The organism is Nonomuraea aridisoli, from assembly GCF_003236395.1.
Lineage (GTDB): Bacteria > Actinomycetota > Actinomycetes > Streptosporangiales > Streptosporangiaceae > Nonomuraea > Nonomuraea aridisoli.
The window spans coordinates 1-11638 of the sequence record NZ_POUD01000286.1 but is presented as its reverse complement, the minus strand read 5'-3'; the positions used below and the strand labels follow the sequence as shown (position 1 = coordinate 11638).

The 11638-nt window shown below is 73.3% G+C and carries 12 protein-coding genes; 7 read left to right on the top strand and 5 right to left on the bottom strand.

Features of this window, described 5'->3' with window-relative positions; translation table 11 throughout:
* Positions 1-459: CPBP family intramembrane glutamic endopeptidase (locus C1J01_RS40285; protein ID WP_146615897.1), on the top strand; the 459-nt coding region annotated here is incomplete at its 5' end.
* A gap of 123 nt (positions 460-582) precedes the next feature.
* Positions 583-3636 carry a beta propeller repeat protein gene (locus C1J01_RS40280; RefSeq protein ID WP_146615896.1) on the top strand — a complete coding sequence of 1018 codons (3054 nt, stop codon included), beginning with the start codon at positions 583-585 and terminating at the stop codon, positions 3634-3636.
* 170 nt (positions 3637-3806) lie between these two features.
* On the opposite strand, the gene C1J01_RS40275 is transcribed toward C1J01_RS40280, so the two are convergent.
* The gene (locus C1J01_RS40275; RefSeq protein ID WP_220040351.1) at positions 3807-4205 is read right to left on the bottom strand and encodes an NUDIX hydrolase; all 399 of its coding nucleotides are present in this window, start codon (positions 4203-4205) and stop codon (positions 3807-3809) included.
* 74 nt (positions 4206-4279) lie between these two features.
* On the opposite strand from C1J01_RS40275, the gene C1J01_RS40270 reads away from it, so the two are divergent.
* On the top strand, positions 4280-4921 hold the full coding sequence (locus tag C1J01_RS40270) for a DUF6758 family protein (RefSeq protein WP_181449236.1): 642 nt from the start codon (positions 4280-4282) through the stop codon (positions 4919-4921).
* On the opposite strand, the gene C1J01_RS53320 is transcribed toward C1J01_RS40270, so the two are convergent.
* On the bottom strand, positions 4908-5030 hold the full coding sequence (locus tag C1J01_RS53320; protein ID WP_268958791.1) for a hypothetical protein: 123 nt from the start codon (positions 5028-5030) through the stop codon (positions 4908-4910). The genes C1J01_RS40270 and C1J01_RS53320 overlap by 14 nt on opposite strands.
* 5 nt (positions 5031-5035) lie before the next feature.
* Positions 5036-6220, bottom strand: a complete 1185-nt coding sequence (locus C1J01_RS40265; RefSeq protein ID WP_268958790.1) for a serine/threonine-protein kinase — start codon at positions 6218-6220, stop codon at positions 5036-5038.
* A 102-nt stretch (positions 6221-6322) separates the two neighbouring features.
* Here C1J01_RS40265 and C1J01_RS40260 point away from each other — a divergent pair, with 102 nt between their 5' ends.
* From C1J01_RS40260 to C1J01_RS40250, 3 genes are all read left to right on the top strand, one after another.
* Complete coding sequence (locus C1J01_RS40260; RefSeq protein WP_181449235.1) at positions 6323-7030, top strand: MBL fold metallo-hydrolase; 708 nt, start codon at positions 6323-6325, stop codon at positions 7028-7030.
* A gap of 53 nt (positions 7031-7083) precedes the next feature.
* Complete coding sequence (locus tag C1J01_RS40255) at positions 7084-7983, top strand: RecB family exonuclease (protein WP_220040350.1); 900 nt, start codon at positions 7084-7086, stop codon at positions 7981-7983.
* A gap of 99 nt (positions 7984-8082) precedes the next feature.
* A complete protein-coding gene (locus C1J01_RS40250; protein ID WP_181449234.1) occupies positions 8083-9258 on the top strand; it encodes an MFS transporter in 1176 nt (391 codons plus the stop codon).
* Here the strand turns inward: C1J01_RS40250 and C1J01_RS40245 are convergent.
* Both C1J01_RS40245 and C1J01_RS40240 read right to left on the bottom strand, forming a co-directional pair.
* The gene (locus C1J01_RS40245; RefSeq protein WP_111184309.1) at positions 9212-10114 is read right to left on the bottom strand and encodes an oxygenase MpaB family protein; all 903 of its coding nucleotides are present in this window, start codon (positions 10112-10114) and stop codon (positions 9212-9214) included. The genes C1J01_RS40250 and C1J01_RS40245 overlap by 47 nt on opposite strands.
* A 13-nt stretch (positions 10115-10127) precedes the next feature.
* The gene (locus C1J01_RS40240; RefSeq protein WP_111184308.1) at positions 10128-11018 is read right to left on the bottom strand and encodes an alpha/beta fold hydrolase; all 891 of its coding nucleotides are present in this window, start codon (positions 11016-11018) and stop codon (positions 10128-10130) included.
* Positions 11019-11101: 83 nt separating this feature from the next.
* Between C1J01_RS40240 and C1J01_RS40235 the strand changes: the two genes are divergently transcribed.
* Positions 11102-11638: GNAT family N-acetyltransferase (locus C1J01_RS40235; RefSeq protein WP_111184316.1), on the top strand; the 537-nt coding region annotated here is incomplete at its 3' end.

Genomic DNA, 11638 nt, shown 5'->3' with positions numbered 1-11638 from the left:
GGGTGGGAGGGGTTCCTGCCGCTGCTCGTCGTGATCGTGCTGCTGGTGCCCTTCCAGGCGGCGGCCGAGGAGTACGTCTTCCGCGGGTGGGTGCTGCAGACGGTCGGTACGCACGTGCGCAACCCGGTCTGGGCGATCGTCATCGGCTCGGTGTTGTTCGCGTCGCTGCACGGCTACTCGTCGGCGGGGCTCGTGGACGTGTTCGCGTTCGGCGCCCTCATGGCGTGGTTGTCGGTGCGGACGGGCGGCCTGGAGGCGGCGATCGCGCTGCACGTGATGAACAACCTCGTGGCGTTCGGGGTGAGCGCCGCGTCGGGGACGCTCGACGACGCGCTCGATCAGGGTCGTACGCCGGTGCCGTGGGAGGCGTTGACGGGAACCGTGGTGCAACTCGGGGTGTATGCGTTTGGTGTGATGTACCTAGCTAAAAAGCGGTCAATTCGCACTATTTCGGGATAAAGCTGGTTCGTTGCTCGGGAATCTCGCTAGAGAGGTCTCGCCATTCTGGCCCAAGCATGCTGGTCTGGATGGCGAAGGATCCCCGATGACAGGCTGGAACGGTCCGTCTCGAACGGGACCGGCATGCACCTGTACGACGAGTTCGACGAGGAGGTACGGCGCGTGGCCTCCGGCCCCAGCGACCCGCCACGGCGACCGCCGGGTGACGACGACGCGCGTTCCGAGGGCGCGTCCGGACCGCACTCCTCTTCGGAGCGGTCCTCTTTTGAGGAGCCCGAAGAGCCCGAAGAGCCCAGGATCAGCCATTCGCCGCCCGGTCCCACGGACGACCGGGCGCGGGGCTTACCCCTGGCCTCTCCCTGGGGCATGCCGCCGTTCGCGGCCCCCATACCCGACGAGCCGCAGGAACCGCCGCGAGGGCGCATGCCGTACAGCTCGCCGACGGCCGAGCCGGACGTAGAGCCGCGCCGCCGCCCTCGCCGCATCGTCAACCGCCCCGACAAGCTCGTCGCCGGCGGCCCCCTCTCCGACGACCGGCCCGATGACCGGCCTGACGACCGGGCCGGCGACCTGTCCGACCATCGGCCCGACCACCGGGCTGCCGACCGGGCTGCCGACCGGGCTGCCGACCGGGCTTCCGACCGTGTTTCCGACTGGGCTCCCGATGAGGTCGCGTCCGGGGAGGGGCCGTCCGAGCGGACCGCGTCCGAGGGCCGGACGCCGCCGTACCGGCGGGTCTTCCCTCTGGAAGAGCGCCCGGAGGAGACGCCCGAGGGCGAGCCGGAGGTGCGGCGGGTCGGGCGACCGCCGGCGGGCCGGCCCACCCGGCCGGACCTGCTCGTCGCCACCGGGCCGCCGCGCCCGCAGGGCGGCCGGCACGAGCGCGGCCCCGCCCCCGCCGCCGTCCGCAGGTCCAGTCCGGTACGCCGGGGCAGCAGGGCCGTCCCCGTGGTGCTCACCGTGGCCGCGGCCGTCCTGGTGGGCACCGGCGTGCTCGTGTGGCAGTGGACCGGCGACGACGGCCCCTCGGTGCGCCTGGCGGCGGGCACCGGCCGGTCGGGCGACGAACTGTTCACCGTGCCGGCCGCGGGCGACGGCGCCGACCAGAAGCTCAATGACATGACCTCGGTGGGCCGCACGGTCGTGGCGGTCGGCAGCGACACGACCAGCCCGACCCCGCGCCCCCTCTTCCTGTTCTCCCCCGACGGGGGCGAGACCTGGCGGCTCGGCCAGGTGAACGGCGCCTCGACCCCCACGGTCCAGCGCGTGGTGGGCGGCGACGGGCGCTGGCTGGCCAGCGGCGGCGACGGCACGTCCGGCGGGCGCGGCCTGTGGACCAGCACCGACGGCCGCACCTGGACGGCCGTGGAGGCGTCCGGCCTGGCCGTGTTCCGGGCGGGCGACCAGATCCACGACATCGCGCGCACGGCGTCCGGATTCGTCGCGGTGGGGCGCGCGACCGGCGAGGACGGCGGCTCGTTGCCGGCCGCCTGGCGCTCGGGCGACGGCCGGACCTGGGAGCGCGCCGAGACCAGGGAGCTGGAAGCACGGGAGCTCAAGGCAGTGGTGGCCAGGGGCGACACGGTCGTGGCCATCGGGGTACCCGCGGTCGGCGAGGGATCGCGGGTGCTGCGCTCGGCGGACGGCGGGCGTACCTGGCAGGCGACCGGCTTCCAGCTCCCCGAGGCGGAGCCGCGCGCGGGCACGGTGGCCGTGCTGCCGAAGCGGTTCGTGCTGGTGCCGGCCCGGCGGCGCACGGCCGAGGGCGACGTGCGCGTCTACTGCTCCTCGACGGGGGCGGAGTGGTCGCAGTGCGGCTCCATCGGCGGGCTCGGCGGCGAGAGTGTCGGCGTGGAGTCGCTGATCTCCCACCAGTCCGGCGTCGCGGCGATCGCGCAGACCGGCCTCGGCCGCTACTCCGTGCTGACCAGCACCGACGGCAGCTCGTGGGACAGGCGGGCCGACCTCGGCGACCTGCCGGGGGCCACGCTGCGCGGGTTCACGATCGCGGCCGGCGGCACCCTGCTGGCCGGCGGCGACCAGGCCGCCTCCGACGTGGACAACCAGCTCGTCCTGCTGGCCGCGCCGGCGCGCGGCAAGACGGAGCGCGTGCCGCTCGGCGAGGTCGAGGGACTGACCAGGGTCGCCCGCGAGACGAACGCCCTGGCGACCTCCGGCGGCCGGTACGTCGCCGTCGGCTCCGCCTCGGGTGACGCCGGCCTGTGGACGATCAGGAACTGGCAGAGCTGGAAGTCCATGAGCCTGGGCGGCCCCGGCAGGCAGACGCTGGAGGACGTGGCGTACGGCCGCCGGGGCTGGCTCGCCGTCGGCGGCACCGCGACGAACGTCTCCTTCACCGACCCCCTCCTCGTCACCTCCGCGGACGGCGAGAAATGGCGGAAGGTGGACGTCAAGGGCGACCTGGCGCGCGCGGCGGACCTGCCCTATCTGCGGACCGACGTGGTCACGGCGGGGGAGGACGGCTACGTGGTCGCGGGCGAGTCCAGGGACCAGGCGGGCGCGTCCTCGGCCGAGGTGTGGTTCACGCGCGACACGCGCACGTACACCCGTTCCGAACGGCTGCCGCAGCGCGGCGCGGGCGTGCGCATCCACGACGCCGTCGCCGTCCCCGGCGGGTACGTCGCGGTGGGCGGTTCGGGCGGCGCCGACCGGGAGACCAGCGTCGTGTGGCACTCGGAGGACGGCCTGAACTGGAGCGCGCGCCCGCGGGTGACCCCGCCGGACGCGACGTCGGCCGGCCTACGACGGATTACGATTTATCAGGACAAATTGGTGGCGATCGGTACGGCCATGACCGGCGGGGCGCGGCGCGCGTTCGCCGCGGTCTCCGACGACGAGGGCGAGAGCTGGCAGACGGCCTGGCTGCCCGCGGAGCAGGCCGCGGCCGTGCACGACCTGGCGGCGGCCGGTGAGGGCCTGGTCGCCGTCGGCTGGCACGGCGTGTCCGGTGAGGGCGACAGCGCGGCCTGGACGTCTCCTGACGGCCTGTCGTGGAACCGCATGGCGCTCACCCAGGACCGCCTGGCGGGCCAGGGCTCGCAGTGGTTGTCGGCGGTGGCGGTGAACGGCACGGAGGTCGTGGCGCTCGGCCGGTCCACGACCTACAGCGCCGACCACCTGATCCTGTGGACGTCCAGCCTGTCGTCCAGTAGATAGACCCGGTGTGTGGGGCGTGCGGCGCCGCGAGCGACCGTCACCCGTACGGTCGGCCGAGGCCGGGCGGGCGGCGCCGCGAACCCCACGCCCATCCGGGCGGGAGCCTGCGGTGGCGCCGTGAACGCCCGCCCATCCGGGCGGGAGCACGCGGTGGCGTGGCGAACACCCGCCTATCCGGGCGGGAGCACGCCCCAGCCGGTCAGCGACTCCAGCAGCCCCTCCGACAGCGGGAGGCGTGTCAGGTCGGCCACGGTGCACCAGCGCACGTCGGCGGCGTCGTCCCCGGCCGTGGGCGTGCCGCCGGAGACGGTGGCGAGGTAGTCGCGGATCACGTACGTCACCCCGCCCGGCCCCGGACGGTCGACCGTGCCGGCCAGGCGGCCCACCTCCACCCGCAGCCCGGTCTCCTCCAGGACCTCGCGGCGCACGCCGGCCTCGTCGCTCTCGCCCTGCTCCAGGCGCCCGCCGGGAAGGGACCACAGCCCCATGCCGGGCGGATGGCCGCGCTTGATCAGCAGAAGCCGACCTGCCGCGTCGAAGACGATCGCGCCCACACAATTTACCCGCACCTGACCAAGATTACGGCGGGATAACGCGGAGCGCCCTTGACGGGGCCGCGCCGGAGCACGCACCGTGGGTAGTTGTGAGAGCGGCTCCAACCTGCCCACGGTGTTTTGGCCCGCTTCACGGGCCGAGCGCCTGGTCGAGTGCGTTTCGTTGTGGCACGCACGGAGATGTCCTGCCCTATCAGCCCCCGTGGCCCCCGTCCAGCACGGCGCTCGAGGCGATCCGCAAGAGCTCGGTCGTGCCGGTCTGGCTGCCGTGGCCGCTGCCCGTCGGCTGGCTGGTGACCGGGTTCGGCGAGGTGGGCGACAAACGTACCGGATCCCGTGCCAGCCTGGTCGCGTTGAGCGGGCCTTCCCTCACGGAGGGGCCCGCCGACCTGATCATCATCGCCGAGGAGCCGGGCATCGGGCTGGGCGCGGCCTTCGCCGGGCTCGGCGGCCCCGATCCCGGCGAGGGCTTCGACGCGGGCCCGCCCAACGCGAAGATCGACGTGCTGGGCCATCCCACGGCCCTGTGGTGCGTCGACGGCCAGCCCGACCGCGCGGTCTACGCCGGTGAGGCGCTCGGCAACTGGCTGTGGGCCATCGCCTGGCCGGCCGACGCGGGCTGTGTGATCGCGCTGGCCGAGCTGTCCCTGCTGGACGTGCGCGACCACGAGCTGGACGTGCCGTTCGGGGCGTTCTCCCCGAGGCTCGAAGAGCAGGTCACCGACCGCTGATCGGGATGCCGGGGAAGCGTCCGAGCAGCATCAGGTCGACGTCGGCCGTCTTGACCTCCCCGGGCACGCCGAAGATCGCGTGGAACGTGTGGCTCTCCCCGGCGGGCACGCTGGTCAGTCGCCCTTGCGCTCCAGGGAGAGGATCCTGACGTGCACCGGCACGCTGGTGTCGTACGCGTTGGTGACGAAAGTGTCGCTTTCGGCGAGGGCCTTGCCGTCTCCGGCGGGCCGTGCCGGCTGCTCGCCGGTCGGTGAAGGGGCGGCCGTCGCCGGGGGAGCGGTGGTGACGGTCGCGGTGACGGTGGTCGTCGTGCTCGTGCGCGGTCGCGCCGTCGTGGGGCGGTCCCAGGGCCGCCAGGCCGCCAGCGTGCCGGCCGTGACCAGCAACGCGAGCGCCACCGCGACCACCGGCGCCACGCGCAGCCGGCGGGCCGGGGGAGCCTCCCGGGCGGGCATGAGCGGCGTCCAGGAGTCGCTCACCATCCGCGTGGCCAGCGCCGGCGTGGCCGACTCGCGTCCGAGCAGCCGGTCCAGGAGCTGCTGGGCGGTCGGCCGGCGGGCCGGGTCCTTGTCCAGCGCCTGCTCCACCAGGGGGCGCAGTTGTTCGTCGAGGCCGTCGAGCCGGGGCACATGGTGCACCACCCGGTACAGCACCTGCGGCGCGGGCCCGGTGCCGAACGGCGGCCGCCCCACTCCCGCGTACGCCATCACGCCGCCCCAGGCGAACACGTCGCTCGCCGCCGTGGCGGGCCGGCCGTCGGCCTGCTCCGGCGCCATGTACGGCGGCGTGCCCATGACGACGGCCGACTGCGTCGTGTCGGTGGCTCCGGCCAGGCGGGCGATGCCGAAGTCGATGACCCGCGGCCCCACCGCGCTCAACAGGATGTTGGACGGTTTCAGGTCGCCGTGCACCACCCCCGCCTGATGGATGGCCGCCAGCGCCGTGGCCACGCCCACCGCCAGCGCCTCCAAATTGGCGCCGTTCATCGGGCCCTGCGCGCCGATCACCGACGCCAGATCCGGCCCGTCCACGTATTCCGTGACGAGATAGGCGATATCCCCGTCGAGGCCCGCCTCCAGAACCGGCGCCGTGCAGAAGCGCGCCACCCGGCCCGCGGCCTCCGCCTCCCTGGTGAAACGTCTGCGGAAGTCGGCGTCCGCGGCCAGCTCAGGACGTAACACCTTCAACGCCACCAGCCGGAGATCCGCGTCGTGAGCCAGGTGGACGATCCCCATGCCGCCTTGACCGAGCCGGCGTACGAGCCGATACGGACCAATTTGCTGGTGTTGATCGGTCACGGAAAGCAATTGTCATGACCTGGCCTGAATTGTGCTAGCGGAATGCTTGATCACGGCGGATGCGATTCGCGCTCTCAGGTAGAGGAGCTAGAGTTCGGAGGCGTGACAGCGCGTATCGAGCGAGTGGTGACCGAGGGCGTCGTCGACATCGACGGCACCGATCAGAAGGTCGAGAACAACACCTGGATCGTGGGCGACGACGACGAGGTGATCGTCATCGACGCGGCGCGAGACGCCGAGAAGATCCTGGAGCAGGTGGGCGAGCGGGAGGTGCTGGCCGTCATCTGCACGGCGGGCCTGCCCGACCACGTCTCGGCGGCCATCGAGGTGGCCAGCAGGGACGAGGCCGTGATCGCCCTGCACCCCAAGGACAAGCCGCTGTGGCGGGAGACCTGGCGGGAGACCTGGCCCGACATCGACATGGAGGACGACGGCATCTTCGAGGTCGCCGACGTCCAGCTCGACGTCATGGAGACGCCCGGGGTCACGCCCGGCGGCGTGTCGCTCTACTGCGAGGCGCTCAAGGTGGTCTTCACCGGCAAGGCCCTGCAGGCCGACGGCCCCGGCAAGCTGGGCGGCGAATACCCGCGCCTGGCCGACCAACTGACCTCGATCGGCGGGCGGCTGTTCACGCTGCCCGGCGAGACGAGGGTGCTGCCGGCCCACGGCGAAGAGGTGACGGTCGGCGACCTGGAGCCCCACTTCGACGACTGGGTGTCCGGTTCGCTGACCCGTACGGCCGACGACGATCCCGAGGGCCCGCTGACCGACGGCACCAAGATCTCCGGCATCAAGCTCGGCGACGACTAGGTGAGACCCCGGAGCGCGAGGCGGCGGCACCCCGCCTTACTGTGCGAGGCCCGATGAATCCCACCCAGTTGCCCCTGGAGGGGATGCCGCGGCGGCTCTATTCCTGCACGCCGTCGCGGTTGAACGCCTGGCTCGACTGCCGCCGCCGCTACCGGTTCACCTACCTCGACCGGCCGCAGCCGGCCAAGGGCCCGGCGTGGGCGCACAACAGCGTCGGCGCGAGCGTGCACAACGCGCTGGCGGGCTGGTGGCGCGAGCCGTACGAACGCCGCACCCCGCTCACGGCGTCCATCCTGCTCACCAACGGGTGGATCACCGAGGGGTTCAAGGACGCCGAGCAGTCGGGCCGGTGGCTGGCCCGCGCCCGCGACCTCGTGTCCGGATATGTCGCGACTTTAGATCCTTCGGACGACCCGGTCGGCGTCGAACGCACCGTCGCCACCCGTACCAAGGTCATCGCCGTGTCGGGCCGCATCGACCGGCTCGACCGGCGCGGCGACGAGCTGGTCGTGGTCGACTACAAGACCGGCCGCCGCCCGCTGACGCAGGACGACGCCCGCTCCTCGCTCGCCCTGGCCGTCTACGCCGTGGCGGCGTCCGCGGTGATGCGCGCCCCCTGCCGTACGGTCGAGCTGCACCACCTGCCCACCGGCGAGGTCGTCGAGTGGCGGCACACCGACGAGTCCCTCGAACGCCACCTGCGCCGCGCCGAGGACGTCGCCACCGAGGCCGCGGCGGCCGACGAGCGCTACCGCGAGGTCGTGGCGCCCGCGCCCGGCCGCTCGTCCCGTGAGAGGCCGCCCGCCGGGCCCGCGCCGGTGCCCGCCGAGATCGACGAGCTGTTCCCGCCCAGCCCGGGGCCGCTCTGCTCCTGGTGCGACTTCCGCCGTCACTGCGCCGAGGGCCAGGCCGCCGGGCCCGAGCGCCTTCCCTGGGACGGCCTGGCCGAGTGAGTCACCGCCGTGCCTCCGGCCCCTAGGGGGCGCACGACGGCACGGCGGTGGGGAGGCTCTGATCCGTTTCCTGGCGATATGAGGGGTTATGGATCGCATGTGAGAGACCGATTACCGGCGGCGGTGGCGCTGGGCTCCCTGTTCAACCCGCTCAACTCGTCCATGATCGCGGTCGCGCTGGCGGACATCGAGGCCGAGTTCGACGTCGGGATCGCGGCCGTGACCTGGCTCGCCGCCGGGTTCTATCTGACCGGCATCCTGGCCCCGCCGGTGATGGGTACGCTGGCCGACCGGTTCGGGCCGCGGCTGGTGTTCTGCGGCGGGCTCGTGACGATGGCGGTGACCGGCGTGCTGGCCGCGCTGGCGCCGACGTACCCGATGCTGGTCGTGGTGCGGTTGTTGCAGGCGTTCGGGAGCTGCGCGACGATGCCCGCCGGGATGGCGATCGTGCAGGCCGCGATGCCCGGCGAGGACGGCCGGCCGCCGCCGCGCGTGATCGCCACGATCTCGATGGTGCTCACCGCGAGCGCCACCCTCGGCCCCGTGCTCGGCGGGGTGCTGATCGGGCTGTGGGGGTGGCGGGCGATCTTCCTGGTGAACGTGCCGCTAGCGGTGGTCGCGTTCGCCGCCGCGCTGCGCTGGCTGCCCCGCGTGCGCGCCGACGGGGCCGCCCGTCAGGTGCTGCCCCGGCTGCGGCCACGCCTGCTGGCCACGTGCGTCCAGTTCGCCCTCACCAACGTGGTCTTCTACGTCGCGTTCTTCGCGGTGCCGTTGTGGGCTCAGCGCTCGGCGGGCGTGCCGGCGCACGTCGCGGGCCTGCTCGTGCTGCCGCTGGCCGGGCTCGGCATCGTCATGACGCCCGTCGCGGTGGCCCTGGCCAGACGCGCGGGCCTGCGGACCGTGCTGGTGACGGGCGCCGCGCTGCTGCTCGGCGGCTCGTGCCTGCTCGCCGTGTCCGCCTCCGTGGCGCCGGTGCTGGCCGCCGCCTCGGTGCTCGGCGCGGCGGCGGCCTTCGGCCAGTACGCGCTCAACTCGCTCGTCTTCGTGCACGCCGACCGCCGCGACACCGGCGCCGCCGTCGGCTTCTTCCAGGCCTCCAGGTACGTCGGCGCCGCCACCGCGTCGTCCCTGCTCGGCGTGCTGACCGGCACGGGGGGCCTGGAGGCGAGCGCGTGGACGATGGCCGCGGTGTCGGTGGCCGTGCTGGCGGGGACCGCCGTGCTGCCCGTCACACGGCGGCCCGCGGCCTGCGACGAGGATCGGTCAGGCCCCTGAGCCCCCTGCTGACGTCGTAGCCGGCCGCGCCGAGACGCTGCCTTGCGGCGTGCAGCATCTGCCGGGTGGCGGGCATGAAGGCGCGCTCGTGGACGGGCTCGGGCAGCGCGTTCACACTCAGCCGGAACGCCTTCAGCGCGGCGGTGACCGCCGCCGCGGGCACCTCGGGCAGCGCGCCGTACAGGCGCCGGGCCCAGTCGGGGAGCGTGTAGTAGCAGAGCGCCCCGAACGGGAACCAGACGGGCTTGACCGGCGCCAGCATCCTGAGGTGACGCGGCAGCCGCGGCCACATGAGGAACCGCACGGTCGAGGCCGCCTCCGGCGTCACGCGCAACAGGGGGCGCATCCGCTTGAAGTAGGCCTCCATCTCCGCGCACGTGCCGGGCACGTCCTCGGGGTGCAGGCCCACGTACGCGGCGCTCCTGCGCTGCTCGGCGAGGTACCGGTCGGCCTCGCGCTCGGTGAGCCGCACGCCGCCCCGCCTGGCCACCTCCAGGTACGACGACACCTCCGCGCAGTGCACCCACAGCAGCAGCTCCGGGTCGTCGACCCGATGCGCCCGGCCGGTCTCGGGATCGCGGATGCGCATGGACCGATGGACGGCGCGGACCCGCCGGCCGATCTCCTCGGCCTCCTCCGGACTGCCGAACGTCACCCGCTCCACGAAGTCGGCCGTGCGCTGCAGACGCCCGAGCGGATCCTCCTGGAACGTGGAGTTCTGCCAGACGCCCAGCATGGCCCGCGGATGGAGAGCCTGCAGCATGAGCCCGCGTACCCCGCCGACCCACATCGAACGGTCGAGATGGACCAGCCAGGTCGCGCTCTGCGGAGGCTGGGCGACGAGCTCATCGGTCATGGTGGACAGATGATTACATAGCGCTCGATCTAACGTCCAAGTAGTGCTTCTCGGCCGCGTTCCAGAAGGTGACCAGGGCCGCCGCGGTCGTCTCCGGCGCCTCCACGGCGGGGGAGTGCACCGCGCCGGGCACGACCACACTCTCCGCGCCGAGCCGCGCGGCCATCTCCGACTGCGTCTCGGGCGGCCAGCCGTCGTCGTGCTCGCCGAACAGCACCAGCGTCGGCAGCTCGATCTGGCGCAGCTCGTCGGTGCGGTCGCGCATGCTCAGCACCTGCTCGGCCATGCTGGTCAGGCCGGTCGCGGAGTTGCTGAGCAGCCGCCTGCGCAGGAACTGCCTGATCTCGTCGCTCACGTCGTTGGCCAGCGCCTCGGGCTCGAACTTGGTCTGCCACACGTGCTCGAGGCCGAGCACGGGCACCTCTTCGAGGATCTTCCTGCCGTTGCTGGCCCGCCGGCCCTCGATGGCCGCGGGGCCCGAGCTCATCAGCGTGAACGAGGCGAACTTCGTGCGTCCGTCGATGACCGCCTCCCGGGCCACCAGCCCGCCGAAGGAGTGGCCCACCAGGTGGACGGGGTCGCCGCCGCCGATGACCTGGGCGAGCACGTCGACGTCCGCGCCGAGCGCGGCGCAGGTGTAGGCGGCCGGGTCGTCGGGGCCCGCGGTCTCGTACTGCCCGCGCAGGTCGACGGCCACCACGCGCCGCCCCGACTGGGCCAGGGTCATCAGGACGGCGATGAAGTCCTCCTTGCTGCCCGTGAGCCCGGGGACCAGGAGCGCGGGCCAGCGCTCCACCACGCCGCTGACCGGGAGCGCCTCCAGAGCCGCGAACGTGCCCTGTGGCGTCTCGATCTTCTGCGGCGCAACACCGGGAGGCAGGTCGAGGAATCGGGGCGTACTCACGTGGGGCAACAATACCCCGAGGTCAGCGGCTCGACACCGTCATGGTGATTACACCGGTGCGACTTCTGGGAAGTTGTAGAGGTATGCGCGATCTCGACGTCCGGCCCGCCACCTCGTGGAACGACGTGGAGACGGTCTTCGGGCCGCACGGGGCCTGCTCGGACTGCTGGTGCATGTGGTTCCGCGTCCCCGGGCCGCGCTTCCGCGCCATGCCGCCGCAGGAGCGCAAGGAACGCCTCCAGAGCCTCGTGACGGGCGCTGAGCGGCCTCCTGGGGTGCTGGCGTACCTGGAGGGTGCCCCGGTGGGGTGGTGCGCCGTGGCGCCCCGTGAGGAGCACGTACGGCTCGTGCGCTCCCACGTCACCCGTCCCGCCGACCCGGACGAGACCGGGGTGTGGTCGGTGACGTGCTTCTACGTCACCCGCGCCGGACGAGGCCACGGCGTCCCCGCCGCCCTCCTGCGCGGCGCCACGGCCTTCGCCGCCGCGCACGGCGCCCGCGCCCTGGAGGCGTACCCGAAGGACACCGGCACCCGCCTCCCGGCCGCGGACCTCTACCACGGCTGGCCCGCCCTCTTCGAGGAGGCCGGCTTCACCGAACTGACGCGCCGCACCCCCACC

What these genes read in the sequence shown, in the direction of transcription:
- C1J01_RS40280 (WP_146615896.1), top strand. Translation starts at nt 583, where the DNA reads ATGCACCTGTACGACGAGTTCGACGAGGAGGTACGGCGCGTGGCCTCC.
- C1J01_RS40255 (WP_220040350.1), top strand. Translation starts at nt 7,084, where the DNA reads ATGAATCCCACCCAGTTGCCCCTGGAGGGGATGCCGCGGCGGCTCTAT.
- C1J01_RS40245 (WP_111184309.1), bottom strand. Translation starts at nt 10,114, where the DNA reads ATGACCGATGAGCTCGTCGCCCAGCCTCCGCAGAGCGCGACCTGGCTG.